Origin of the sequence: Shewanella cutis, from assembly GCF_022410515.1 — a bacterium.
Lineage (GTDB): Bacteria > Pseudomonadota > Gammaproteobacteria > Enterobacterales > Shewanellaceae > Shewanella > Shewanella cutis.
Map to the genome: position 1 here is coordinate 248,217 of NZ_JACSDI010000001.1, position 26,401 is coordinate 274,617.

Below are 26,401 nucleotides of genomic sequence, written 5' to 3' on the forward strand. Positions count from 1 at the left end.
CATCTTCCGGCCTTGCTAACAACGATCAGAAGTTAGACAGAAGGCTTCCCTTTTAATAAATCTGCATAAAGATTGAGGTGTATTTGTATCACCGATTTAATATCAAAAGCTTGCTCAGCTAACTGACGTCCTGCTTGGCCTAAACTTTGCCGTAATTTTGAATCGTTACATAAGGTTTCGATCGCTAATGCCAACTCTAAACTCGATTTCACAGGAACTAATAAACCAGTTTTATTAGGTGTAATAGCGTCACGGCATCCTGGGACATCAGTAGTGATAACGGCTCGACCACAAGCAGCAGCTTCAATCAAAGATTTCGGTAAACCTTCTCTATAGCTAGGAAGTACGGCAATATGGCAATTTGCATAAGTTGAGTTAACATCTTTTGAATATCCCCAATATTCTACAATCCCTTTATTAACCCAATCAGCTATCTGAATTTTGCTCACTGATTTGGGGTTTTCATCAGTATCACCTGCAAGCACCATTTTACAGGGAACACCTTTTGACTTTAAAATTTCAGCAGCTTGAACAAACTCCAAAACGCCTTTATCAATCAGTAAACGTGCAAGTAATACAATAACAGGATATGTTTCCGGTTCAGGTTTAACCTTATATTTATCCAGATCAACACCTGACCCACGGACAAGTAATGTATTTGAATCACTGATAATACCCCGTCTAATGAACAGGCCTTTATCTGAATCATTTTGAAAAATGACACGAGACTTACCGTCATTTAACGCTAATTTGTACAATATGGTAATTAACGATCTTAACAGTTTACTCTTGAAACCTTCAGCTATAAAAACAAAACCCAAACCGGATATGGATGCAACTTTAGATACACCCAAAATACGCGCGGCTATACCGGCGTATATGACGGGTTTGACAGTAATCATATGCATTAACGCGGGCGAAATTTTTTTTGTCAGACGATATATAGATAACATGGTCTGAAATTCTTTCAATACCGAAGTGCCGCTTCGTTCAAGATTTATTGAGTGAACTGTAAAACCGTAATCCTCAAGCTCCTGTTTTTTATCGGTTACCTGACAAGCTATATGAACATCATAGCCAACGTTTTGTGCTGCAACGGCAATAGGCAAACGGTGCGAGACAAAAAACCAATCCACATTTACAACAAAGAGAATTTTGGGTCTCATTTATGATATTTCTCATACCATGACTGGAACATTAAAATATCCCATAATTGATATTGCCAATTACGTTTACCGCTTTTATGTTCTTGCCACATCCGATCAATTAACTCTGCATCAAAAAAGCCTTCTTGGCGCAAACGCTCCGCGGCGAGTAGGTTGTCTGCCCAAACCGTCAAAGGCCCACGCAACCATGCATCAAGTGGTACCGCAAAACCCATTTTGGGGCGTTCAATTAAATCTTTGGGGACATATTTGTACAAAATTTCACGCAAGCACCATTTTGTTTTGCCATCTCTCAGCTTTAAATCTAACGGCAAACGCCACGCGTGTTCTAGTACAGAATGATCCAAGAAAGGCACTCGAGTTTCAAGCGATACGGCCATTGCAGCCCGATCAACCTTCACCAAAATATCATCTGGCAAGTAACTCAAGGTATCTTGCGCCATCATTTGCAAAATAGGATCAGAAAAGTTAGCTTTACGCTTAGGATCTGTCAATACGGTAAGGGGTTCTTTACCCCCAAGCACAACCCGCTCTGGATTTTGCCAATGAGAAACCAACCCCAAATATAATTGCTCAACATCACGGCACGCAAGCACAGCTGCAGCTTTATGTAATTTATCACCCAAATTACTTAGCTGTGGGCGAGACGGTAGCAATTTACCGAACAGATTCCAGACATTAACTGGAACAAAGGTAAATACATTTGCTAAAAAAGAACGTAAAAAAACTGGTAGTACAGATAATCTTTTCCAAACTTTTGAAGTCATCAAGTACCTGTTGTAACCACAAAATAGTTCATCACCGGCATCTCCAGACAAAGATACAGTTACATATTGACGCGCAATTTTTGATACAAGAAAAGTTGGAATCTGTGATGAATCCGAAAAAGGTTCATCATAAATATCAGCAAGCTTAGGAATAACTTCTAGGGCATCTTCTGCTGTCAAATACAACTCAGTGTGCTCAGTGCCTAAGTGTTTAGCAACCTCTTTGGCAAATACTGCTTCATTAAACCTAGGATCATCAAATCCAATTGAAAATGTTTTAACTGGTTTGTCTGATTGAGCTTGCATCAAAGAAACAATAAGGGATGAATCAACACCTCCTGATAAAAAAGCTCCCAGAGGAACGTCAGCAGACATTTGTAAGGCAACTGCTTTTTTCAAAGTACTTTCTAAAGCTTCAACTTGCTTCCCAACAGGTAAATCTGTTTCAGTAGAACTAGCATTTGACATGATATCTTTTGCTGACCAGTAAGTTTCTAACGAAATATTTTTGTTTGAATCCATTTTCAAAATGGTAGCTGGCAAAAGTTTATGTATATCACTATATATAGAATATGGCGCGGGGATATAGTTGTGTCTTAAGAGCAATGTTATAGAATCCCGATTTATTTCCGGTTTAAAATCAGGATAAGCTCTGAAGGCATTTAATTGTGAAGCAAAAATAAATGTATCTTTGTGTAACCCGTAATATACAGGTTTTTCACCGAATCGATCACGAGCAAGATAAAGTTCTTTATTTATAGTATCCCAAAGAGCAATACCAAACATACCAGTAGCTTTTTGCAGTGTGATCTTTAAACCCCATTGCTCAATAGCAGCCAAAAGAGTCTCGGTATCGGAATGACCGCGCCAGTGATACTGCTGAATACTCTCTAATTCATCACGTAATTCTTGATGGTTATAAATTTCACCATTATAAGAGATAATGTATCGGCCAGAATCGGAAGTCATTGGCTGATGACCTGCTGCGGACAAGTCAACAATTGCCAACCTACGATGTACAAGACCAATACGGTCATCGGAATTGAACCAAATACCAAAACTATCTGGTCCACGATTAAATAACTCCAGACCCATACACTCAAGAATTCGCGTATGGTCTGTTAAATTTGAAGTATTAAAAAATCCGGCAAAACCACACACTATTTTTTCTCCAACAAAGAATGATATAGCTGATCGTAAAGTTTTTTGATTTCAACTATAGAAAATGATTTTCTCACGTGGTCAGCAGCATGAATACCAAGCATTTTACGCTGTTCGACAGGCATGTTGACCACTGCTAGAATAGCATCAGCTAAAGAATTAGAATTGGCTTCCGACAAAACAGCGTATTTATCAGCAAGTAATGCAGCATCTCCAACATTCGTTGCAATACATGGTAAACCGATAGACATGGCCTCCGCTAATGCGTTTGGAAAGCCTTCAGTACGAGAACTCATAACATAAATATCCATTGCACTCAACAAACCAGGAATATCATTCTGTTCGCCAAGAAGGATAACATTTTCATCTAATCCATAACTATTAATTAAGTTAACAAGCTGATGATTATCATTGTTGCACTCTCGACCAACAAGTAAAATTTTGTAATTGCTAATATCCGCTTTCAGTTTTGAAAAAGCTTCTAACAGAATATCTTGACCTTTATCTTTATGAAACCGGCCAACAAGACCGAAAACGGTTACATGCTTATCTAATGAAAGACTTTCTCTAAAAGAGTTTCTCTTTTTTTCATTATAAACAAGACTACTAAAGTCATAACCATTTGCGATGGTTATGGAAATTTTTGGAGAATATCCTTGAGACTGATGAAAAACTTTCGATGCTTCAGCAACATAACAAACTCTCGCAGGAGACACATAGGACAACAGAGAGCAAATTTTCATTAGGGCTAATGTAAAGTAACTTCCTGCAGGAATATTAGAGCAACGAACAGACCAGATAAGTTTTTTGTTTAGACCGAACATTGCAAGGCTACTGAAAAAATCTGCATGATACATCCAACTTTGTATTATATCCGGCCGAATGTTCGATATGTGCTTTCTTAATTTGTAAACAACTTGGGGAACAGATAGAACACCGCTTAAACCTAAGCACAATACGTTTACACCACGAGACCTGAGTGCTTCGCCAAGGGTGCCTTCAGTTGTTAAACTGATAACGGTGATATGGTAATTTGCGTTACGTTGTTCAAAAGATAATCGCTGTAGAAATAATTCCGCACCGCTAGCAGGCAAACCTACAATAACATGTATAATATTCATTAAAAACCTTAATAACAGCGACAAAAATAGTTATTTGACACCTTTAATCATCCGGTTATAAAAATACTGGTATAACGTTGGGTGATACCACAATATAGAAGGTTCAATACCTGGTTGTGTTTTTACATCGCGGTTATATATATCAACGATAGCTTTCTTGATGAGTGGTATAGCCGCTGCGATTTGATGCAAAGGGTACGTATTAAAGGTATCCTCTGAGGAAGGTTTAATTGTATCTTGATAAAGCACACCGCCTGTATCTACACCTTCATCGACTAAATGCACAGTAACACCACAATTCTGGGTGTCGTCATTAGCAAGTGCCCAATAGCCACCATGAACTCCACGGTATTTGGGTGTAATACCCATGTGCGTATTAATCATTGGCACACCAACTGAATTAATTAATTTTTTACTGATAATCCTCGTTCCATTTACAACAATTACATCTGGAGCTACAGATTTTATCAAAGCAACTACATCAGGTTCATTAATACTCGAAACGTTTTTGACATTGGCATTGGGAAAATATTCATCGCTCAGCTGATATTTATCAAGCAATTTAACAATCTTATTTTTGTCGATGATCGAAAGGAGTTTATTGAAAAATATAAAGCAAACCTGGCCGAAAGTTCTTAAAAAGCCCAACTTTTTAACTCTTCGTTTTATCATTAATTTGCTAGATGGCTTGTTTTCAACAATGACAAGCTCAAATAAAAACACATCTTTTAAGCTGTTATAGACAATTCTTGAAGACTGACTGTTACCACAAAGAAGTAAAACTTTAATCATATGCTTTTTCCAAAAAACTTAACTCTTCCATATTAAGAGAACGCATGCCGAAATTTTTATTTAAGAACTGATAATGGTCTAGTATTTCTCTTAGCATATCTAAGTTTTTCGATGTCTCAGCTCCAAAATTATGGGGATGCCACCACAAATGAAATAACTCATTATTTTTTGCAGCATGAGTCATCGCTTTTTTTATACGACGTAATTTAAGACAATCTAAAAAAGATAATTTATTATTATAAGGCCTTAAAAATCTACTTGACGGGAAATTAAATGGCTTATTTTCTAAACACGTAGAAATATTATGAGTGTTGAAACCAGAAATATTAATATATGAATCTAATAGACGAGCAGCTCTTTTAAAGTAACTCTGCCCCTCTTGTCCAGATGCCGAATTCATCCAGTTTAATTCATTGCCGCGAAATGATTTTATATTGTATTTATTTAAAACTGAAAGATATTCTGAATTCCATTGATTACGTGGGAACACTAAGCTTGAAAGCTTATAGCCAAGTGCCGACGCGGTATCTACGGCCAAAGCCAAATCACTTTCAAACTGGTCAATCGTCTGACCATCTTCAAGACAGTAATAATGTGAAAAAGTGTGTGAAGCAATTTCTTGTCCACTTGTAGAAATTATCTTTTGAATTAAATCAGGTGCAAAATGATAACGGTCATCAAGCTTTTTATTTTTTATGTATTCATAGGGAGATAGATTAATATCAGTGTATGTTGGAATAGCCTTAGGTAAATTCGCTAACAAATGTTCAGAATTCCTAAAGAAAAGAAAGCCAACAGTAGCCCAAGTAGCGTGAACCTTGAACTCGGTAAATATATCCAACATACCAGCAATAGCAGGTCGAATACCTTCTAAATTTACTGAATAATCAGAAATAGCTCTCTTATCACGAACACCCCAATACATTTCAAAATCTAAGGATATGGTGAAAACACCATAATTAATAGCCATTTACATGCTCCTGACTGAATTATTGCAATAATGTACTACTAGCATTTCGATGTACCTTCGTCGCGAAAAAACACTTCAGCAATAAAAATACAAAAAGTGCATAAATTAGAGCAACAAAAGTTCCCAGCCATAGAGGAACCAAATACACAAGCCAACTAAGCCAGATAAGGTCTCTAGCACTGTTTGTTTGACCTATTAATTTAACAAGGAAAACGGAAAAAAAACACAGGAAAAAAATGTATAAGATATATAAAACAGAAAACCATGGACTAATAAAAAACCAGGCTGGTAAAGAAACATTTATATTCCAATCACCAACCTCAAAAATCCAGTTAAAATTTGCATATTCGGTAAATGCGACCCCAAGATTACGGTTTTTTTCTCCGTAGAATAACCTTTCAATAAATATACCATGAAGACCTTCCATCCAAAAAGGCTGAAAATCATTTTTCTGATATAAAAACTGAAGTTTTTCTTTCATATTTATAATTTCATTCAATATCGAGGTAAGCTGTAGCCTGCCTATTATATGCTCAAGCCCAAAATAAATTAAATCAAGATAACTTTGTTCATTTAAATTTTTTAAAACAGCATCATATAGAACTTCAAACGATAAATTTCTACCTCCACTTGCTCTTATAACCCATTTCGCAATTGTTAACAGTGGATAAAGTATAAGCACGAGCAGAACTGCGACAAGTATTTTAGTGAAGCTTAATGTATTTCTTCTTACTAAACGACACCATTCGAAAAAAATAACAAACAAAATTACACCGGCCCAACCACGAATAATATTTGAGAACAACCAGAAAATTAAGTTTACTTTGAAAAACTTGCTGTCACGATAAAAAGCATAATATACAACAAATAAAGCATCAGCAGGTATTATAACCCAGATGAGTGCGAGTGGTGTATCGGCTGTTTTATTATTTGTACCAGCAACATTAACCCCGTAATAACTATTAAACAAAAAAAAGCAAACCTGTATAAAAAGAATAAAAAAACCCAGTCTTACTGATATGTCATTTTCATCTCTATTAAATTTTAACTTTTTAATTTTTACTGAAAAAACACTAATAAAAAATGGCCACATTAGAAAAAAATATGTAAGAACAATAAGAAATAAAGACAGCAATAATATATATGGGTTTGAGACAACGGTTCCTTTTAGGTCTCCTATTAACTCATTACTATCAAGCATAATAAAGGTTGCTATTACATTTACAAAAATAAAACCAAACAACCATGGAACATATTCCTTCGCAAGACTCATAATTTCGATTTCTTTATAAATTTTGCAGGCACACCAGCAACAATGTCATGATCGTCGCAGTCCTGTAAAAGAACAGAATTAGCACCAACTATTACATTATTGCCAATTTTAACAGAGCCAAGTACTTTCGCCCCTGTACAAAATATACAACCATCCCCGACTGAAGGTTGATTACCAAAACTAGTTTGAGATATATCTTTATTACCAAAAGTAACACCATTAAAAATTTTGGTATTACGTCCTATTACAACATCGGCACCTATAACGATGTCATGCCCATGGACTATAGACAAGCCAGGTCCAATCTTGGCCCTACATGAAATATCACTTGAATAAATAACCCTAATTAAGTATTCGATGATAATACGTGCTGCAACACCTAAATATGGGATCTTACAAAGCGATTGACCAGCTCTAAATAAAATAGTCAAATGAACTGTATGAGAAACAAGAGCATGTTTTAGTAAAACGAGGGAGCGGTTTGTTTGCGCAGAAAAAGCCAAGTCTTCTTTTAAATATCTAATACTCATTTTTTTCCTACTTCGGCAATCTAAGCATTTTTATGAATTCGTAATCTTTATATAATTTCCAAGGAGTAAAGAAACTAAAGCTTTTAAGGTAAACTTTAAGAAATAATGAAAGCTCTTTATACCTTCGATTTTTGAATGCCATTAAAAGTAGCAGCAGTACCGATTGATTAATCTCATTTGATAACTTGGGATATTTAGACAAGAAATATAAAAATGACAAGCTTAAGGCTTCTTTTACCTTAAAATCATTTTTCGCAATTCCTATACCAGCTCTATATACACCCAAAGGGTCAGAACTTATAAAACAAGCTTGGCCATCACCAATTTGTTCAACATTTGCAAAATAATCAAGCATCAGAAAATCTGGTCTTTGAAAATTCATTGTTTCAGCACGGTACATTTTTGAACTATTCATACCAATAGTAATAAACTTTAAAATATCCGCTCTTGTGAAACACAATTGTCTAAAATTGTTTAAATCCAACAAATCTTCCTTAACATTTTGACCGCAACTAACATACATTCTATGCCAGGATATATTGCAATTAGGATTTCTTTCCATGAAATCTACTTGTGATTGTAGCTTATTAGGCAACATGTAATCATCACCATCAACATGAGCAACAAACTTGCCTCTTGCACTACCATGTACAGCGTTAAAATTGACAGCCGCACCAACATTTCTACTATGAAATATTGGTTTAATTACATGAGGGTATTTTCGTTGAAAATTCTCAACAATTGTTCTAGTGCCGTCTGTCGAAAAATCATCACCAACTATTATCTCAAATTCAAAATTTGTAATTTGATCTATCAGGCTTTGTAAGCATTGTTCTATATATTCAACTTGATTATAAGTAACAACACAAACCGAAGCCTTGATATCTGCATCATTCGAGGTCATTTTTTACCCTTGACATTAGAAAGTTCCTGGCATTTGAAGAAGCTAGTAATGCAACAACAAAACCAATGAATGCAAAAAAGATAGTATACACTAAATTATGAAATTTGGTCATTAAATCTACAGAGATCAATGAAGCTAAGTAGCAAACCATTAAAGTTGGTAATGCAATACTTAATACATCTCTTAATAACCATATAATATGCAAACCTTTAAACAATTTATGATGGACGTAGCTAACCCAAAAAAAGAACATAAATGCATTTAGGAGTAACCATACCCAAGCAGCACCGATACCACCATAATTAGTTGCAGCAAAAAAAATCGATGGCATTAATATTACGAATATGAAAATGTTGCCCAAAAAATGATATTTTAAACTGCCTATCGCATATTGCAGATAAAATGGAAATGCGGCCAAGACAAGAAAACCATTTCCGATTGCGTAAAGTTGTAAGATTGGTGATGCTTTTTCAGCAATTAATATATCCCCTGTCCATGCGATCAACAGGGGCTTTGCAGAAAAAACAAAAGTTGTAGTTACTGGTATTGCTATTACAGTTACGACTTGTGTTGCTTTTCGATAAATATCTAGCATTTTATCTTTTTTATCTTCAGCATATAATTTTACCATTCGCGGCATTAACGCATTACTTATGGGCCCACTAGCAACCATAATCGCACTTGCAACTAGAACTGCAAGCGTGAAGTAGCCATATTCTGCTAATGGTAAGAGGCCAGACAGTAATAACTTATCTGTTTGAGTAACAAATACCCAAACAGAAGAAGTGAAAGCAATAGTCAAGGCAAAGCTAAGAATCGATCTTATGGGTTCAAACGACCAACCTATATCTTCAGTAAAATCTTTTCGGCATGGGATAATCTTGTCTGCTTTAAAAAATAAAATCATAAATTCTAAAATTGCTACTGCAAGTTGATGTACGAAAAACACATAAGCAGTAAAACTAAATATATACATACTTACGAAAACGCCAATAAACCTAATTGTTGCAATTATAGAGTTAAACGAACTAAGCCAGACAATGGACTCAGAACCAGTGATTACACCTCGATATAACCCCCCCATCCATCTAAAAGCTACACTTATGGCCATAATTTGAACACAAATTTGTACAATATTATCGTCTAATTCATTAAAATTTAACCATTTAGTTGTAATTACATCAGAGAGATAAAATAAACAAAGCCCACCAATTAAGGCAATTATAAGAAAAATGGCACTAAGTGCTCGATATAGCTGCTTAAATTTCAGCTTGGATAATATTCCACTTTGAAATCTCGATGTTTCTCTAGCAATTGTCGGAGTTAAACCGAGATCCAATAGTGCAAACCAAGCTTGCAAAAGTGTGAAGAATCCAATTAATCCATATGCTTCAGCTCCCATAAATTTGATGTACAACGGGAGAATAGCGATGCCAATGATTGTTACATAAACTTGACTAAAATAACTAGCTATTATATTTTGACGTAACATTTTAGTATCTTATTTTAAGATTAAAATTTTTTTTGCAAGAAAAATGAATTTTCAGTTGAATCAATTATGATGTAATTTAATTTAAGATACATTGAGAGCGCCCCCTCATTAGTCTTATATACCTCAAGTCTAATTGTTTTAAAACCATTGTCTCTGACTGTAGATTCCATATCGAGAATAAGTTTTTTGGCAAAACCTTTTCCTCTGTATTCCGGGTTTACTGCTAGCATCGATAAGTAGGCCTGCAACTGTATCCGATCTGACATGTAGACAGCACACAAACCGATTAGAATTTCTTCGTCTAGTTCTACGAAAAGTACAGCTTTATCATTTAGCTTTCTAGCATATTCAGTTAAATCAACCTTTGAGCTCAATCGAGGTTGAAACTCATTATCTACTTTTTCTAATAGCTCTTTAATTAAAGATGGATTAATTTCTATTTTGTTCATTTGAAAAGAATTCTTTTATTTTTTCACATATGTACACAACTTCACTTATTTTCGTGTCTTGGTGAACCGGTAGATTCAGAATCTCATTTGAAATTAAAAGTGAATTTGGGAATTCATTTTCTGTAATTTGCGGGATCAATCTGTAATACAGTGCGACTGTTGGCACATTTTTTTCCAGTAAGTAAAAATAAAGTTTCTCTCTTAACCCATTTTTTACTCTTATAGCAAATGTCTGCGGTATATCTGTACTTTCTAACTTAAAAAGCACATCAATGTTTTTATCAGTCGCAAGATGTTCTTCGTAAGCTAAATAATTACGGTGCCTTATAGTAGCTATTTTTTTGAAATCTGAACTTGAAAATTTTTCTAGTGCATCAAAATCTATTTTTTCATTTATGTCTAGAACAGGATTAGGTAATGAAGTATTGTTTATTTTTAACATTCCACCTGTCGAGGTAGCTAAATATTTATGTAATGAATAAAAGCTGTAATCACCGTAATCACCAATTTTACTGTTATCAGTGTTGATATAGAAAGCGTGGGCACAGTCTTCGACCAAAATAGCATTGAGTTTTTCACATGTGGTACGGATTGAGTCCATATCAACTCTAGAAAACCCAAAATAATGAATCACAAGCACAACATCAATATCATTACTCTTTAATTTATTATTAAAATCACTGATATCAACCTGTAAATTATCGGTAACTCTATAAAATACTACGTCAGCTCCATTTTTTATAACCGCATCAAAAACACCAGAGCCTTCTTTCTCATTAATACCAATATACGCCGGTAGAAGTAAAGTTAATTTTTTATTCTTATAAACACTAAGCGCATCTAGCGTTTTGAACCAAGCGGTTCTGGCATTTTTTGTAAAAGAATATGAATATTTACAGTTAGACACATCTGAAGCTGACTTGGTGATCATTTCAAACTATTCCTCGATTAATTTTTTTAGTGAACCCTTAGATAACATTGCAATAATTTTTTCTGGGCTATTAAACATCATCACATCAACTATCGACAGGCCAGGTTCAAAAACATCATTAAACTGCTTGTATTCCTCAAGAGGTTGATTTACAAAAAACAGGTCAATGTTATTTTTTTTATATTTATTTACATTAAAAAAACTCTCTCCACCTGCAGCATTTATATAGCTATTAACACCTAGAGCCTTACAAATATTTAATGCCCATTCATCCGGACCCTTGGGCTCTTCAATATCTAAATTCATTTCAGAAAAAACTTTAAAGGTTCTTTTTAGGCCGAGATATTCACAGACTTTTTCAAGTGCAACTTTATTCAGAGTTACAATACTTTTAGAATCAGTTTTCAATACATCAGTTACCAGTTCAACTACTTTATTGTAGAATGGGGCTCTTTTTTTATATATCTCTAACTGTGATAAAATTTTTCCTCGCCAATCACTACTATCATCAATAGTCATATCTTTAATATTTGTACTTAAATCTGATTTATTAAGCGGGACCTTGATGTAAACACTACCACCCGTTAATTTTCCAATTCTATTTCTTTCTATCCACCCTTTTCTCATAAACTGAGGTGTATCAAAAATAATGAATGAATCAGATTGCATTATTAAACTAAAGTAACCGATATAGGGAAAAAAATAAGGCTGCATTATTGCAATTTTCATCAGTAGATCTCTTTGATAGTTGCTGTTATTTTTAGTACGTCTTCTTTTGTCATGTACATATGTAGTGGTAGGCACAGTGCATTTTCAGCAATATAATTACTCACAGGGCAGTTAAAGCTTTTCACTCGAAGATAAGCTTTATCCAATGAAGGATAAAAATATCTACGGAACTGAATATTATTTGCTTTCAATTGCTCTCCAATTTTTAACCTTTCAACTTCGGTTGAAGGTAAAATTGGCATATATGCTCCGTTATAATTTGAATCTCTATGCCAAAATGGTAGTTCAATGACATTACTTAATTCTTTTCTGTAAATTTCAAAAAGATTTGAACGGTGGCAAATAATGTCATCGATACTTTCTAGCAAACATAAACCTACAGCGGCTTGATACTCATTTAGTTTGGCATTTATTCCTGGAGAACCAAGTGTACCATCATTTTGAATACCAAAATTTATCAGACTTTTTGCTTCATCAAAGTGATTTCTATCTTTGAAAATAACAGCTCCACCTTCAACAGTATGAAATACTTTTGTCGCATGAAAACTTAAAGTACTTGCATCACCAAAACTTAGAACAGACTTATTTCCAACTTTTATTCCAAATGCATGTGCAGCATCATACATTATTTTTTTACTATATTTTTTTGCAATTTCATCAATTTTTTGCACGTCACACGGATTACCATATACATGTGTAGCCAGTAAAGAGTCATAAGAATCATTCGATTTCCAATTCTTTTCTAGCTCCTCAGGGCAAATATTGAGCGATGACCTTTCAATGTCGCTGTACGCAAGATCTATTCCTTGCCAAAGGAGCGAAGAAGACGTTGCTACGAATGAAAATGGCGTTGTAATCGTTTGTTTGACATTTAATACTTTGGCAGCTAATTGAATGGCCAACGTTCCATTACTTACCAGAAGCAGATTACTTACACCTAAATACTCTTCCAGCTTTTCTGTTAGTTCATTATGTAGTGGACCAAAATTTGTGTACCAACCAGTATCGTGAACGCGCTCTAGGTAGCTATTCAATTTTTGTAAGTTTGGCGCAATTGGCTTATTTAACAAAATCATTTTTTAATCTCGGCTAAACCTAATAAATATTGTCCATAACTATTCTTGGACATTTCATTTGCAACTTTAAGTATTTGCTCATTACTTAGCCATTTATTGCGCCATGCAATTTCCTCTAAGCATGCGATCTTATAACCTTGCCGTTTTTCAATGGTTTCGACAAATGATGCTGCTTCAAGCAAACTTTCATAGGTACCAGTATCTAACCAAGCGAAACCACGACCGAGTAACTCAACATTTAATTCCCCCATTTCAAGATAGGCTTGATTAATACTAGTGATTTCTAACTCACCACGTTCTGAAGGTTTAACATTTTTAGCGATATTAACAACTCGGTTATCGTAAAAATACAGTCCTGTAACCGCAAAATTAGATTTAGGTTTTAGGGGTTTTTCTTCAATCGAAATAGCTTTTAGATCTTGATCGAATTCCACGACTCCAAAACGCTCAGGATCTTTAACTTGATAACCAAATACAGATGCACCGGTTGGTCTTGCGGCGGCTTTTTTAAGTATTGGTGAAAAACCTTGGCCCCAAAAGATATTATCTCCAAGAGCTAAACACACATTATCATTGCCAATAAACTCTTCACCAATAATAAAGGCTTGCGCTAAACCATCTGGCGTTGCTTGAACAGCATATTGCAGACTGATACCAAACTCACTACCGTCACCAAGTAGGCGTTGAAAAGAAGATTGATCCTCAGGTGTAGTAATAATCAGAATATCTCGGATACCAGCCAACATAAGCACAGAAATAGGGTAGTAAATCATTGGCTTGTCGTAGACAGGCAATAATTGCTTAGATACGCCTTTAGTAATGGGATATAAACGAGTGCCAGAGCCTCCTGCGAGGATAATACCCTTGGTATTGTGAGTTTTAAGTGTTGAGTTTTGAGTGTTTAATTCCATTTTTTACTTCTTTTGATTCTGCTGTGCAGTTTTCACAATGCTTGTAAGAATTTTAATTAGCTCTTCACTCTGAACTAATAGACTTTTAATGTGTTCATCTTGTGAGTTTAGATAGTCCGTTGCACATAGAAGACGCAACCAATAGTAAGTTTCTCTTGACTCTTTACTGGCAATAGCCATTTTTGCAATAAAATCAGTGTGGCTTTGAGCAGCTTGAGCTTAATTGATATTAGTGCCAATTGATGTACCACTTCGCAACAATTGCTTAGAAAGCACAAGTTCCCTATGCGTGTTTACTAAATCCTGCTGTAATTTAACAATGCGAATGGCGAACAGAAAAGCTTTGTCGAGTATATTATTTTCACTCATTTTTCGCGCCTATTATTAATCAGTGTTGAGTGCTTAGTGATGCATTCACAATTCACACTAATCACTCACTATTCACAACTCACCACTATAGTTCGCCTAAGCGCTCACGCTGATAAGTACCATCTTGAACATGCTTGCACCATTCTTGGTTAGCTAAATACCACTCGACGGTTTTGCGTAGACCCGTTTCAAAAGTCTCTTGTGGCTGCCAATCAAGCTCTGCACTCATTTTGCTTGCATCAATGGCATAACGGCGATCATGGCCAGGTCTATCAGCGACATATGTAATTTGCTCAGCATAAGGTGTGTTTTGGGGCACTAATGAATCTAAGATGCTGCAAATAGTTTGTACTACTTCTAAGTTCCGCTTTTCGTTATGGCCACCTATATTGTAAGTTTCACCAACCTTACCTTCGGTAACGACTTTGTATAACGCTCTAGCATGGTCTTCGACATATAACCAATCACGGATTTGATCGCCTTTACCGTAAATGGGCAATGGCTTGCCTTCAAGTGCATTAAGGATTACCAGAGGAATTAACTTTTCTGGAAAATGATAAGGGCCATAGTTATTGGAACAATTAGTCACAATGGTCGGTAAACCATAGGTACGTAACCATGCTCGTACTAGGTGATCGCTCGACGCTTTAGAGGCTGAATAAGGGCTGCTAGGCGCGTAAGGTGTACTTTCGGTGAATAAAGGCGGTTTTTGCTTTAAAGTTTTGCCTTCTTGCTCATCTGGATGTGGTAAATCACCATACACTTCATCAGTTGAAATATGATGAAAACGAAAAGCTGATTTCCGCTCAGCATTAAGTTGTACCCAGTAATGGCGAGCAGCTTCGAGCAAAGTATAAGTACCAACGATATTAGTTTGAATAAAATCAGCTGGGCCAGTGATAGAACGGTCAACATGTGACTCTGCAGCTAGGTGCATAACAGCATCCGGTTGATGCAGTGAAAACACTCGTTCAAGCTCAGTACGATCACAAATATCTACTTTTTCGAACGCGTAGCGAGCATTATTCGCAACCCTAGTAAGTGATTCTAAGTTGCCTGCATAGGTAAGTTTGTCAATATTAACCACACTGTCTTGGGTATTCCCAATGATATAGCGTACGACTGCAGAACCAATAAAGCCCGCCCCACCAGTTACTAGAATTTTCATAATTATGCCAAAAACTCCTTGTACCACGGCATCGCTTCTGAGATACCATCAAGTATCTTATGTGTATATTGATATCCGAGCTTCGTCACAGCTTTATTAACATCAGCTTGTGAATGCCTCACATCTCCAGTTCTAAAATCGCGATATATTGGGTCATGCTTAACATTAATGCCATTCGCATTTAATGAATCCTTTATAGCAAAGTAAAGATCATTCAAGGTTGTTCTATCACCAACCGCAACATTATAAACTTCATTTTTTGCTTCTCGTGTTGCAGTCGCAGCTAAAATGTTCATTTGTACAACGTTATCGATATAACAAAAATCTCGGCTCGTTTCGCCATCCCCATTAATAAAAACTTCTTCCCCTTTAATCATAGAAGATGTCCACTTAGGAATAACGGCAGCATAGGCACCATTAGGATCTTGACGACGACCAAACACATTAAAATATCTTAGCCCTATTGTTTCAAATCCATAGGTACGAGCATATACCCCTGCATAGAGCTCATTTACATATTTCGTTACAGCATAAGGTGAAAGAGGATTGCCAATATTCTGTTCAACTTTGGGTAATGCAGGATGATCACCATATGTTGAACTGGAAGCTGCATAAGTAAAACTTTTTACCCTAGCCTCTTTTGCAGCTTGAAGCATGTTAAGAAAGCCAGTGATATTTGCAGCATTAGTGGTAATAGGATCGGCTATTGAGCGTGGTACAGATCCCAGCGCAGCTTGATGAAGCACATAATCAACGCCATTTACTGCAGCTTCACAAATAGCATAATCACGAATATCTCCATTGATGAAGCCAAAACGCATCCATTGTTCTGATGTCACAACAGATTGCACCTCGTCGAGATTGTGTTGATGTCCAGTTGCAAAGTTATCCAATCCAATCACAGTTTGATTTAATTTAAGTAATTGTTCTAATAAATTTGAACCAATAAAACCTGCAACACCTGTTATTAGCCAAGTTTTAGGAGAATTTAGCAGGTCTTGTTTAATTTGTTCGTAACGTGTCATGTGAAATCCAATCAGAAGCAAGATTAGGCTTTAAGATCAAGGTTTAGAGTATTTCAAATACAATCAGCACCTTCATTTTAACTAACTATAAACGCATATCTACGCTTTCTTTATTTAGAACGTACTTAAGGTCATATAACACATGCTCTGATTTACCTAATGCACGTATAGCCTCTGGACCCATTAAACGAAACTCGTTATGGGAAACAGCTATAATAATCGCATCATAATGGTTCACTTTAGGTTGACCGCACAAAGTTAATCCATATTCTTGTTCTGCTTCATGGCTTTCACACCAAGGGTCAACAATATCCACATTGATATTGTATTCCTTGAGCTCATGGACAATATCTACTACTTTTGTGTTGCGTAGATCCGGGCAGTTCTCTTTAAAGGTCAAGCCCATCACAAGAACGTTTGCCCCTTCAACGTGAATACGCTTTTTGAGCATTTTCTTCACCAGTTGAGACACCACATACTGGCCCATACCGTCGTTAAGGCGGCGACCGGCCAAGATCATCTCAGGGTGATAACCCACACTTTGCGCTTTATGAGTTAAATAGTAAGGATCTACACCGATGCAATGACCGCCAACCAAGCCGGGGCGAAATGGCAAAAAGTTCCACTTAGTGCCAGCTGCCTCAAGCACTTCAAGCGTATCAATACCAAGCTTATTAAAGATGATAGATAGCTCATTAATCAGCGCAATATTGACATCTCGCTGAGTGTTTTCAATCACTTTGGCTGCTTCGGCCACCTTGATGCTTGATGCCTTATGGGTACCGGCAACAATAATAGATTTGTATAACTGATCAACATATTCAGCTACTTCAGGCGAGGATCCACTAGTCACTTTTAAAATATTAGTGACACGGTGCTCTTTATCACCCGGATTTATGCGCTCTGGCGAGTAACCCGCGAAAAAGTCCTGATTAAACTTAAGGCCTGACACCTGCTCTACAACAGGGATACATTCTTCTTCAGTCGCACCTGGGTAAACGGTAGATTCATAGATGATTACATCGCCGTGTTTGATGACTTTACCTAAGGTTTCTGAAGCTTTGATCAAGGGTGTTAAATCAGGCTGTTTATGCTCATCAATCGGCGTTGGAACAGTAACAATAAAGACATCACATTCTTTGAGCGCTTCTAGTGATGTTGTATAAACTAGTTCTTTTGCTTCTGCTAACTCAGTATCAGAACACTCTAACGTACTATCATGGCCAGTACTGAGTTCATCTATACGGGATTGGTTTATATCAAAGCCAATTGTACGTCGCTGCTTACCAAACTCAACCGCTAATGGCAAACCTACATACCCTAAACCAATTATACCCACTTTGGCATTTGCTAGCTCAAACTTCATTAGAAACTTCCTTTATAAAAATAGAAATTTGTCATATTTACATCTCAGCCATCCAAACTAAGCTGAGACACTTTCTATCCATTTTGAGACAGCTACATCTTTGCCATCTCACATAAACCCTAGGTTTTACTGCTTTTCGTTAAACTGTCCCAATAGGCAGTTCCGAGAATCTTAGTTCTGTTCTTTTCTCATAAAATGCCTTACCAGCACTAACATAACGCCTAACATGCCGCCGAGCATGGTGCCTAATACGCAAATTAATGCGCGTTTAGGCTTGGCTTTTTCTTCAGGCGCTAATGCAGGGTCAATAGTTTTAAAGACGTATTCATCACGCACTTCGGCAAACATGATAGTTTTGGCCTGTTCTTCAATGAGTTTATAAAGTACGGTTTTAATATCTGCAACATTGGTTAAAGCGATTTGTTTATTTAAAAACTCAGTACTGCGGTGTGCTTCAGCAACATCACGCTCCTTCATTACTTTATTAATATCTTGAATTAACCAAGTAACCCATTGCTGCGCAACTGTTGGGGATAAATGCTCTACCGATAAAGTCACCATACCAGTATCTTTGGCTTTATTGACAACAATCATTTTACTAAAGGCTTTATAGGCTTCTTGCATTGATGGCTCAGGTTTAAATGGCGCTTTCACTTCGCGCACCCAAGTATTGGTTTGCTCGTTATATAGCTCAGGATCAAAGATAAGTTTATCTGCATCTCTGTCCCATTTTTCTGCCGCCATTAAATCGGCAAGGATATTGTGCTTTTGAATAAAATCACTGGTAAATTGGCGAGACTTTAAGACCTCAATTGCCAATTCGGTTTTATCTGTACCGCCTTTGCTACCAAGATTAACGCCTGCAAGGCTTGCTAAACCACCAAATTGAGAAGCTAACGCACTTAAACCACCGCCTTGTTCCTCAGATGCAGGCGCAAGCAGGGCTTCAGATTTGTAGATGTTTGGTTGTTTTATGGCGAAGACAACAGCACCAACAGCAAATACTGCGGTAATCGCCAAAATAATCCATTTACCGCGCCAGATGACAGAGAACAGTTCGCGAAGATCGATTTCGTCGTCTTGCACTTGAGGAAACCTAGCGTCGGATTGGTATGTGTTTGGATTTTGAGTAATTTGTGTGTTCATTTTTTAGGTTCTAGGCCCTAGGTGCTAGGCCCTAGGAAAGCTTAAAGATATTTAAAGAGGGTACTAGGTGCTAGGTACTAGATTCTAGGTTTTAAATCCTAGGTTCTAGGGCCTAGAGCGAGCTTGCGAGCGTTCTAGCAGCAGCGTTTTTCGCTGCGTCCTAGAGGGCGTAGGCCGTCCTAGTTTCTACGTACTTTTATAATCTGCGGACTCTTCTCGGACACTGCCTTTTCGTATTTTTATCAAAGAAGCAATCATTGCTGAAATTTCTTTAGCCTCTTTGATAAGAGTCATTCCGTTTTGTTTGTCTATTACGCCAATTTCTATCGCAATATATATCTGAGTAATCAGTTCCCCAGATGAACCTTTTGCAAAATAAAGAAATCTTGCTGACTCTGCATTTGACTCACGTTCCTCGCCCTCCGCTATGTTTGAGGGAATAGAAACTGCCGCTCTGGTCATCTGATCTCTGAGCCCATAATCTCGGCAATTTTTAAGTTCCTTATAAACATCACATGAAAGGCGGCAAGCTCGTTTCCAAACATCCAGTTGTTCGAATCGCATAAGAGCTCCTTTCAGTCGCGAGAATCGAGGAAAAGCAGAGCGTCGCTAAGCAACTTCTAGATTCTAGAGCCACGCAGTGGCGTTCTAGAACAGCGCTCTTTGCTGCGGCCTAGAGCGAGCGTTCTAGCAGTTGCTAAGCAGCGACCTATCATCTTCGTTTTACAAGCCTGCGATGGCTGAGATAGCAACAGCGGTGTTATAGATAATGCCTGTCACTTGCGACCAAAGGGTTAAGTTATCTTTATATTCGGTATCTAATGGCACAATCACGGTATCACCGGGTTGTAATTGTTCACCACTGCTAAACCAACTTGAGCGTGATGGCATCAATACCGAACCATTTGCTTGAATAACATAGGTGCGGCCTGAATCAGCACGCTCTCTTGCGCCGCCAGACATTGCTAAGTACTGGTCTATCGTTAAACCCTCTTTAAATCTGTGGGTGGCAGGATGCTGAACTTCACCCATTACCGCAATCGTTTGCTTCGTTGAAGGAACATATAAAATGTCAGCATCTTCTAACTGCAAATCAGCCTGAGTAATACCAAGTGAAATTGCGGGTAAATCGACAACTAAACGGCCAACCGCTTTAATATTTTCAAGGTCAGTTAGCATTAATTGTGCATCAGCATAATTAACTACCGTGCCATCCTTCGAAATTCCGCGGGTGGCGATATCGCGGCGCAATTGGTCAGCCAGCTTTTTGATTTCAATCTGTTCTTGTTGACGCACAGACTCACGCACAAACACGGCTGAAGGTAATGCTGCATATTCAGTAAAGCCACCCACACGGGTAATTAAGTCACTTAAGGTCTCACCACGGCGAATATTGTAACGGCCAGGGAATTTGACCTCGCCTCTCACCTCAACTACTTTGGCCTCTTGCCAATCTGGAGTGGTCATCACGGTGAGAATATCTCTGCCGGATAACAACAAGTTTGCACTTGAGTTATTTTGCAGCGCTAAAGCAAGGTCAATATTTTTATGCTCGGTTTTAGAGCCGGAATTATCAACAACCGTTGATGTTAATTCTGCTCTGGTTGTGTAGGCACCTTCTTTTAAGCCACCTGCCGCAACAATTAAGTCATTGACTTTCGCACCAGAGGTTAGTGGATAAAGACCAGGTAAACGTACCTGACCATCGACCCCGACAACTTGAATCCCTGCCCCTGCTCGCCCCTGATTATTAAGTTTAACCATGACCGGATAGAGTAATTCTTGACGAGCCATTTGATTACTGAGTTTGAGTAACTCTGCGTCATCAAATAAGTTCGCCAGCATTTTGTTGACGACACCTTTAACCACAGCCACATCTTCTGACTCAGTTTTATCAGTAACAACCACTCCAGCCAACTGCGAACGCTGGGTTAATCTACTTTTATCAAGCTGGACAAATCCCGCTTTGAATAAATCAGAACTGATCAGCGTATTGGTATTTAAGGAAGTTACCTTCTCAACGCGCTGTTTAACTAACTTATTCAGCTCGAAACGGTTTTGCACATCATCAGAGAAATTAAACACGATGACTTTATCACGGGCTTTTAGCTCAATATCTTGGTCACTGTTTTTATTGCTAATCGCTTTGCCCGGTGAAAACTGACGAACTTCAATATCACCATATTGGTTCACTTCTCGAACCACTAAGGCATAATCTAAATCGGCAGATATCGCTAAATCGCCCCAAATTGAAGGGAAAATATCACTGATTTTTTGCCCAGCAAACCATTGATATTTACCAGGACGCACAACGGCACCGACTACGGTTACAGCACTTTCAAATTGCTCAGAAGCGTTTTTAACATGAATAACATCACCCGCTTTGGCCTGCGTCATTCTCCCCTGCTCGCTAGTGAGGTCGACGTTAATCACTGTTTTTAATGATTTATTGTTGTAACGCTCAACTGAACTGCTTTTAGGATACGCGCCGGGATTTAACCCTGCAGCCATGGCAATGACATCGGCCATGGTTTCGTTGTCTTTTAACTCATAAATAGCAGGACGTCTTACTTCACCAGAGACGCTAACAAGGCCACCAATTGAAGGAATAAAAACGACATCACCGGAACGTAAGCGGAGATCACCTGATGCATCCCCTTTTAGCAGCAGGTCATATAAATCTAAGGTGCCAACAAGTTTGCCACTACGTTTCAATTGCACATTACGCAGTGAGCCGATTTCGTTAACGCCACCGGCAACAAATAACGCTTGGGTGATAGTCGATAAGCTAGAAACAGTATATGAACCAGGTTTGTAAGCATCACCCGCCACAAAAATACGAATTGAGCGCAATTCACCCATGGTGATATTGGACTCTATACCAATCATTTGTTGTTGAATACGCTGTGCCAGCGTTTCTCTTAACTCTGAAAACGTTAAACCATTTACTGGGATAGGGCCTAACTCAGGGAATTGAATCACTCCTTCGCGATTAATCACTAGGTCGTATTCTTTATTCTCTTTCCCATAAAGCTGTACTTTGATGTTATCGCCAGGGCCAACAAGATATTCCCCAGGTACAGGCACATCAGACACTGGTGCAAAGGTACTTGGCTCACCCGCAAACATTTCATAACCAAAGCGACGAAGCTTGAGATTGGAAGAATCCACAGAGAAATCTAATTCTGCTTTTTCTTTTTTATCGGTTGTTGCATTTGAGCGTTCAGATTGGATGTCACGATCAGAAACAACCTGTGGATTTGCTATCTGCGGCTGTGCTTGACTACCGGAAATCATACTGGGATCAATTCCGTATTGTCTTGCTAAGCGCTGTTGTTCAGCTTTGGGTAATTGTTTGAATTGTTCAATCATCTGCGGAGAGGGCGTAACGGCTTGCGCCTGAGCGCCCATCAATATTGCAGCACTCATGCCTGCGAATATCGCGACTCGATTGGCCGCTTTGATGTATTTTTTAAGTTGTTGTAACACCAGATATCTCCGATTGGGTTAAAGATGAAAAACAATGATAAAGCTGAGCGGGCTGCCCCCTTCTAGATTCTAGGGCATAGGTTATGGGTCCCTAGGTTCTAGGTCCTAAAGCGGCGCTCTAGCAGTTGCTAAGCAACGTCTTCTTTGCTTTCAGGCACGCTACCGATCCGCGTGGCGGCCAAAGGCCCTGATGAAATACGTCCTGTATTTCACTCTGCGAGCCAGCTAAAGCTGTTAATAATTGTTCCAGACAATTATTTGCGGCGTTCGCTTAACGAATGAAACTATTCATTCGATGCCTTTCAGGCACGCTACCGCCCATAGATTGCGGCCTCTATATTGCCCTTCGCATAGCGAAAAATCTATTTTTTCAAAAGCTTAGCAGTTGCCGCTTGCGATAATGCGATTTAACTGTTGCATTTCCGAAAGCCCTAACTGATCAGTTAAGCAGCTTTAGTTTGCCTACCATCGTCAAAAGAGCTAAGACCAGCTGACAGATTTAGCTTGTGAACCTCATATTGCTACAGCGTAAAAAGCAAGTAAAATTTTAGTTACACAAAGCAGTTTTAACACTTAAATCAGCCGCAAAAATTGTACAGCTAAACTACTACGTCGTTTGTTCAAAAAACCTACACACAGTTTCTGTTTAACTTTTTATGGTGCAAATTTAGTTTTGTGAGACCACTTCAACACACAAAACAACATAACGCACTGAAATTTTTATACTTTTTATTTCAAACTCACTATTGTTTGAAACGAAACAACTCAACCTATAGCAAATGTCTTACAAGACTTTAAGCTAAAGTCTTAATCATCATAGTGAAATAGCTCACAACTCACACTCGTTCCACCGACTGTTCTGGCACAGTTAAGATATTGATCTGTCCCATAATATTAAATAAAACATGGCAACGTTTGTTTGGGCATTTCTCTTGAAAAATAGCTTCTAAGTCAGCAAACGGGCCGTCTTTGAAACGAATTTTTTCCCCTGTTTTTAGCTCTAACGGAGTGTCTAAAACCGATTGGGAAGGCGTTAATTCTTTCATGCGAATAGCGTGAATAATGCGATCGTCTATGGGAGTCATTTTTTCCTGACAATTAACGATACGACTCACACCACGAGTAGAGTGGACCTGCTTAACACTGGTTTGGCTTGGGTCAAAATTGATAAACAAATAGTTTGGGAATAAAGGCACACGGCAGATCCGTTTCTGACCGCGTTGAGATTTTTCTTCAGAGACCATGGGTAAATACGTCTCTAAATTTTGAAGTGCTAAGTTCTGTTGTGCCCTCGCTTCACTACGAGGTTTACAGTACAAAAGGTACCATGCCTTCATCTATTAATCTCACTACCCTATGTTAAGTGTCGTCCATTCACGGGTCGCAATCATAACAAAGTAGTGAAGACAGATGGAAGCAGTTTTTTGGCAGCTAAAGCATAGCCGCTCGGTATCTAAACAAAGACGCAATATATTAGAAAAATCAATATTAATCGGCATTAGCGGCGAGTTGCAGATAATCTCACCAGTTAGCAAGTCAAAATTGACTTTAGTTACTTTTAAAGGGTATATAAGGTGGGTTTTTAGCGAAAATATCCAATTTAACGCTTAAAATATTACTTTTATTATAAGAACGTAACAATAACTCATACTTAAATCATAGCAATTCAACAATTTACCTTTAGCGTTAGGCTAAAGCTAAATCATGAATTGACTAACGATAAATGAGCAGAGCAACAACCATTTTTCTGTGGTGACATCATCCTGTTTCAGGGGCGCCACAGGCAATCACGAGCTTAAGGTGGAAACTTCATGAGCGTAGCAAAACCACAAGGGACAATGCTTGGCCATCCCAAGGGGCTGTTCCTACTTTTTACGACAGAACTCTGGGAACGTTTTAGTTATTATGCAATGCGCGCCATTTTGGTGCTGTATCTGGTGGACCAAGTGGGTAAGCAAGGCGGAGGTTTAGGCTGGACCCAAGCTGACGCACTGTCACTTTATGGCACCTTCACGGCTTTAGTTTACTTAACTCCACTTATCGGTGGCTGGTTAGCTGATAATTTTCTGGGTCAACGTAAAGCTATCTATTTTGGTGGCGCATTAATGGCGGCAGGCCAATTTATGCTAGCGGCACCGCATGCATGGTTTCCAGGTATTGAAACGACGGTTTTCTATATCGGCTTAGGAACACTGATTTTAGGTAACGGTCTATTCAAACCAAATATCTCTACTATGGTGGGTGATCTGTATGAGGAGGGAGATCACAGACGCGATGGTGCGTTTACCATCTTCTATATGGGGATTAACTTAGGTGCGGCATTATCAGGCTTCGTTGTTGCTTGGGCTTATACCAGCTTTGGCCATACTGAAGTTATCAATGGTGAAGAAGTATTTATCAATAACTGGCAAGCAGGTTTCTTCTGTGCCGGGATTGGTATGCTAGTTTCCTTGGTTATCCAGTTTTTGTTTGCACAAAAATTACTGGGTGATATTGGTACTGTGCCAGCAGCTAGGCTTGAGCGTGAACGCCAAGCGCAGTTAGGTAATGTGCGTAAAGAACCTCTTACTAAAGTTGAACGTGACCGTATTAAGGTCATCATGGTACTTGGTTTGTTTACCATCATCTTCTGGGCTGGTTTCGAACAAGCTGGTGGCTTAATGAATTTATTTACCAATGAATTCACTGACCGTTACATTGGCACATGGGAAGTACCAACAACTTACTTCCAATCACTTAACGCTATTTTCATTGTGTTATTTGCTCCTGTTGTTGCCTCAATTTGGATCCGTTTAGGTAAAAATGAACCTAACTCACCAGTTAAATTTGCTTTAGGTCTTGTGCTGTTAGCTATCGGCTTCCTCTTTATGATTGGTGCCGTTGTTGAAATGGGCGGCGATGCCTCCGCTAAATCTAGCATGTGGTGGTTAGTAGGTGCTTATTTCTTCCATACCATGGGTGAGCTTTGCTTATCACCTATTGGCTTATCTATGGTAACTAAGCTCGCTCCGTTACGTATTGCCTCTCTAATGATGGGTTCTTGGTTCCTATTCGTAGCTGCCGCAAACAAAATTGGTGGAGTGGTGGGTTCCTTTATCGGTCACGGCGGAGAAAAAGAAGAACAGTTAGCCAATGCGATGGCAATTTTCTCTGGTATTGCGATTACCGCCGCTCTATCAGGCGTTATTCTGTACTTTATGGCGGATAAATTAGTCGATTGGATGCACGGCGCGGAAAGCAAACATCATAACGAAGCTGAAGCGTTAGAAGAAGAAATTGCGGTAACCGCTGAACACGAAGCGATTAAACGATAGCGCTGCTAGAAGCTAGGACGCAGCAAAAATTGCTGCTCTAGGGTACTTCGCTGCTAGAGCTTTGCACAGTTAGAACGCTTCTACCATTCCGAATAATCCTATATTCGATAAAAACGCTGCAGAAATGCAGCGTTTTTTATTGCTTTACACCAAAGCACGTTGAAGTTAGAGATGGGATATTTCTCACTCTGACAAGTAAGAACATTGGTGCTAGCTACTAGGTTTTAGATTCTAGGTTCTAGAGCGAGCTTG

The 26,401-nt window shown here is 38.1% G+C and carries 22 protein-coding genes and 1 pseudogene; 1 reads left to right on the top strand and 22 read right to left on the bottom strand.

Going from position 1 to position 26,401, the window contains the following annotated elements:
- Positions 1-32: 32 nt before the first annotated feature.
- The 22 genes and pseudogenes from H9J30_RS01255 to rfaH all read right to left on the bottom strand — a co-directional run bounded on the left by H9J30_RS01255 (position 33) and on the right by rfaH (position 24,172).
- Complete coding sequence (locus H9J30_RS01255) at positions 33-1,166, bottom strand: glycosyltransferase family 4 protein (RefSeq protein WP_172591634.1); 1,134 nt, start codon at positions 1,164-1,166, stop codon at positions 33-35.
- The gene (asnB, locus tag H9J30_RS01260; RefSeq protein ID WP_240129348.1) at positions 1,163-3,094 is read right to left on the bottom strand and encodes an asparagine synthase (glutamine-hydrolyzing); all 1,932 of its coding nucleotides are present in this window, start codon (positions 3,092-3,094) and stop codon (positions 1,163-1,165) included. The genes H9J30_RS01255 and asnB overlap by 4 nt, the downstream gene beginning before the upstream one ends.
- Positions 3,094-4,215, bottom strand: a complete 1,122-nt coding sequence (locus H9J30_RS01265; RefSeq protein ID WP_172591636.1) for a glycosyltransferase family 4 protein — start codon at positions 4,213-4,215, stop codon at positions 3,094-3,096. Before H9J30_RS01265 ends, asnB begins: the two co-directional genes overlap by 1 nt.
- 30 nt (positions 4,216-4,245) lie before the next feature.
- Positions 4,246-5,007 carry a formyl transferase gene (locus tag H9J30_RS01270; protein WP_240129349.1) on the bottom strand — a complete coding sequence of 254 codons (762 nt, stop codon included), beginning with the start codon at positions 5,005-5,007 and terminating at the stop codon, positions 4,246-4,248.
- Positions 5,000-5,977: a polysaccharide deacetylase family protein gene (locus tag H9J30_RS01275; RefSeq protein WP_240129350.1), complete on the bottom strand. Its 978-nt coding sequence runs from the start codon at positions 5,975-5,977 to the stop codon at positions 5,000-5,002. The genes H9J30_RS01270 and H9J30_RS01275 overlap by 8 nt, the downstream gene beginning before the upstream one ends.
- A 19-nt stretch (positions 5,978-5,996) precedes the next feature.
- The gene (gene wzy / locus H9J30_RS01280; protein WP_240129351.1) at positions 5,997-7,250 is read right to left on the bottom strand and encodes an oligosaccharide repeat unit polymerase; all 1,254 of its coding nucleotides are present in this window, start codon (positions 7,248-7,250) and stop codon (positions 5,997-5,999) included.
- Positions 7,247-7,780: a serine acetyltransferase gene (locus H9J30_RS01285; RefSeq protein WP_240129352.1), complete on the bottom strand. Its 534-nt coding sequence runs from the start codon at positions 7,778-7,780 to the stop codon at positions 7,247-7,249. The genes wzy and H9J30_RS01285 overlap by 4 nt, the downstream gene beginning before the upstream one ends.
- 7 nt (positions 7,781-7,787) lie before the next feature.
- Positions 7,788-8,684 carry a glycosyltransferase family 2 protein gene (locus tag H9J30_RS01290; RefSeq protein WP_240129353.1) on the bottom strand — a complete coding sequence of 299 codons (897 nt, stop codon included), beginning with the start codon at positions 8,682-8,684 and terminating at the stop codon, positions 7,788-7,790.
- Positions 8,671-10,176, bottom strand: a complete 1,506-nt coding sequence (locus tag H9J30_RS01295) for an oligosaccharide flippase family protein (protein WP_240129354.1) — start codon at positions 10,174-10,176, stop codon at positions 8,671-8,673. The genes H9J30_RS01290 and H9J30_RS01295 overlap by 14 nt, the downstream gene beginning before the upstream one ends.
- A 20-nt stretch (positions 10,177-10,196) precedes the next feature.
- On the bottom strand, positions 10,197-10,625 hold the full coding sequence (locus H9J30_RS01300) for a GNAT family N-acetyltransferase (protein WP_240129355.1): 429 nt from the start codon (positions 10,623-10,625) through the stop codon (positions 10,197-10,199).
- Entirely contained in the window at positions 10,606-11,556 is a 951-nt protein-coding gene (locus H9J30_RS01305; protein WP_240129356.1) for a DegT/DnrJ/EryC1/StrS family aminotransferase, read from the bottom strand. Before H9J30_RS01305 ends, H9J30_RS01300 begins: the two co-directional genes overlap by 20 nt.
- Before the next feature lie 6 nt (positions 11,557-11,562).
- Positions 11,563-12,285 carry a WbqC family protein gene (locus tag H9J30_RS01310; RefSeq protein WP_240129357.1) on the bottom strand — a complete coding sequence of 241 codons (723 nt, stop codon included), beginning with the start codon at positions 12,283-12,285 and terminating at the stop codon, positions 11,563-11,565.
- The gene (locus H9J30_RS01315; protein WP_172591211.1) at positions 12,285-13,361 is read right to left on the bottom strand and encodes a DegT/DnrJ/EryC1/StrS aminotransferase family protein; all 1,077 of its coding nucleotides are present in this window, start codon (positions 13,359-13,361) and stop codon (positions 12,285-12,287) included. The genes H9J30_RS01310 and H9J30_RS01315 overlap by 1 nt, the downstream gene beginning before the upstream one ends.
- Positions 13,358-14,272 (bottom strand): glucose-1-phosphate thymidylyltransferase RfbA, encoded by a 915-nt coding sequence (gene rfbA / locus H9J30_RS01320; RefSeq protein ID WP_240129358.1) that lies wholly within the window; start codon positions 14,270-14,272, stop codon positions 13,358-13,360. Before rfbA ends, H9J30_RS01315 begins: the two co-directional genes overlap by 4 nt.
- A gap of 3 nt (positions 14,273-14,275) precedes the next feature.
- Positions 14,276-14,641 (bottom strand): annotated as a pseudogene (locus H9J30_RS01325) (four helix bundle protein).
- Between the two features lie 85 nt (positions 14,642-14,726).
- Positions 14,727-15,809: a dTDP-glucose 4,6-dehydratase gene (gene rfbB, locus H9J30_RS01330; protein ID WP_240129359.1), complete on the bottom strand. Its 1,083-nt coding sequence runs from the start codon at positions 15,807-15,809 to the stop codon at positions 14,727-14,729.
- A gap of 2 nt (positions 15,810-15,811) precedes the next feature.
- The gene (locus tag H9J30_RS01335) at positions 15,812-16,834 is read right to left on the bottom strand and encodes an NAD-dependent epimerase/dehydratase family protein (RefSeq protein WP_172591208.1); all 1,023 of its coding nucleotides are present in this window, start codon (positions 16,832-16,834) and stop codon (positions 15,812-15,814) included.
- An 85-nt stretch (positions 16,835-16,919) separates the two neighbouring features.
- Complete coding sequence (gene tviB / locus H9J30_RS01340; RefSeq protein ID WP_172591207.1) at positions 16,920-18,200, bottom strand: Vi polysaccharide biosynthesis UDP-N-acetylglucosamine C-6 dehydrogenase TviB; 1,281 nt, start codon at positions 18,198-18,200, stop codon at positions 16,920-16,922.
- A 171-nt stretch (positions 18,201-18,371) separates the two neighbouring features.
- The gene (locus H9J30_RS01345) at positions 18,372-19,346 is read right to left on the bottom strand and encodes a Wzz/FepE/Etk N-terminal domain-containing protein (protein ID WP_240129360.1); all 975 of its coding nucleotides are present in this window, start codon (positions 19,344-19,346) and stop codon (positions 18,372-18,374) included.
- A 186-nt stretch (positions 19,347-19,532) separates the two neighbouring features.
- Positions 19,533-19,910, bottom strand: a complete 378-nt coding sequence (locus H9J30_RS01350) for a four helix bundle protein (protein WP_240129361.1) — start codon at positions 19,908-19,910, stop codon at positions 19,533-19,535.
- Between the two features lie 159 nt (positions 19,911-20,069).
- On the bottom strand, positions 20,070-22,835 hold the full coding sequence (locus tag H9J30_RS01355; RefSeq protein ID WP_427915889.1) for an SLBB domain-containing protein: 2,766 nt from the start codon (positions 22,833-22,835) through the stop codon (positions 20,070-20,072).
- Between the two features lie 836 nt (positions 22,836-23,671).
- Positions 23,672-24,172, bottom strand: a complete 501-nt coding sequence (rfaH, locus tag H9J30_RS01360) for a transcription/translation regulatory transformer protein RfaH (protein WP_240129362.1) — start codon at positions 24,170-24,172, stop codon at positions 23,672-23,674.
- Between the two features lie 474 nt (positions 24,173-24,646).
- Here rfaH and H9J30_RS01365 point away from each other — a divergent pair, with 474 nt between their 5' ends.
- Positions 24,647-26,149 (top strand): peptide MFS transporter, encoded by a 1,503-nt coding sequence (locus H9J30_RS01365; protein ID WP_240129363.1) that lies wholly within the window; start codon positions 24,647-24,649, stop codon positions 26,147-26,149.
- Positions 26,150-26,401 lie beyond the last annotated feature (252 nt).

Excerpts from the sequence above, each read along its gene's own strand:
- H9J30_RS01255 (WP_172591634.1), bottom strand. The coding sequence starts at position 1,166 with ATGAGACCCAAAATTCTCTTTGTTGTAAATGTGGATTGGTTTTTTGTC.
- H9J30_RS01265 (WP_172591636.1), bottom strand. The coding sequence starts at position 4,215 with ATGAATATTATACATGTTATTGTAGGTTTGCCTGCTAGCGGTGCGGAA.
- H9J30_RS01270 (WP_240129349.1), bottom strand. The coding sequence starts at position 5,007 with ATGATTAAAGTTTTACTTCTTTGTGGTAACAGTCAGTCTTCAAGAATT.
- H9J30_RS01275 (WP_240129350.1), bottom strand. The coding sequence starts at position 5,977 with ATGGCTATTAATTATGGTGTTTTCACCATATCCTTAGATTTTGAAATG.
- wzy (WP_240129351.1), bottom strand. The coding sequence starts at position 7,250 with ATGAGTCTTGCGAAGGAATATGTTCCATGGTTGTTTGGTTTTATTTTT.
- H9J30_RS01285 (WP_240129352.1), bottom strand. The coding sequence starts at position 7,780 with ATGAGTATTAGATATTTAAAAGAAGACTTGGCTTTTTCTGCGCAAACA.
- H9J30_RS01290 (WP_240129353.1), bottom strand. The coding sequence starts at position 8,684 with ATGACCTCGAATGATGCAGATATCAAGGCTTCGGTTTGTGTTGTTACT.
- H9J30_RS01295 (WP_240129354.1), bottom strand. The coding sequence starts at position 10,176 with ATGTTACGTCAAAATATAATAGCTAGTTATTTTAGTCAAGTTTATGTA.
- H9J30_RS01300 (WP_240129355.1), bottom strand. The coding sequence starts at position 10,625 with ATGAACAAAATAGAAATTAATCCATCTTTAATTAAAGAGCTATTAGAA.
- H9J30_RS01305 (WP_240129356.1), bottom strand. The coding sequence starts at position 11,556 with ATGATCACCAAGTCAGCTTCAGATGTGTCTAACTGTAAATATTCATAT.
- H9J30_RS01310 (WP_240129357.1), bottom strand. The coding sequence starts at position 12,285 with ATGAAAATTGCAATAATGCAGCCTTATTTTTTTCCCTATATCGGTTAC.
- H9J30_RS01315 (WP_172591211.1), bottom strand. The coding sequence starts at position 13,361 with ATGATTTTGTTAAATAAGCCAATTGCGCCAAACTTACAAAAATTGAAT.
- rfbA (WP_240129358.1), bottom strand. The coding sequence starts at position 14,272 with ATGGAATTAAACACTCAAAACTCAACACTTAAAACTCACAATACCAAG.
- rfbB (WP_240129359.1), bottom strand. The coding sequence starts at position 15,809 with ATGAAAATTCTAGTAACTGGTGGGGCGGGCTTTATTGGTTCTGCAGTC.
- H9J30_RS01335 (WP_172591208.1), bottom strand. The coding sequence starts at position 16,834 with ATGACACGTTACGAACAAATTAAACAAGACCTGCTAAATTCTCCTAAA.
- tviB (WP_172591207.1), bottom strand. The coding sequence starts at position 18,200 with ATGAAGTTTGAGCTAGCAAATGCCAAAGTGGGTATAATTGGTTTAGGG.
- H9J30_RS01345 (WP_240129360.1), bottom strand. The coding sequence starts at position 19,346 with ATGAACACACAAATTACTCAAAATCCAAACACATACCAATCCGACGCT.
- H9J30_RS01350 (WP_240129361.1), bottom strand. The coding sequence starts at position 19,910 with ATGCGATTCGAACAACTGGATGTTTGGAAACGAGCTTGCCGCCTTTCA.
- rfaH (WP_240129362.1), bottom strand. The coding sequence starts at position 24,172 with ATGAAGGCATGGTACCTTTTGTACTGTAAACCTCGTAGTGAAGCGAGG.
- H9J30_RS01365 (WP_240129363.1), top strand. The coding sequence starts at position 24,647 with ATGAGCGTAGCAAAACCACAAGGGACAATGCTTGGCCATCCCAAGGGG.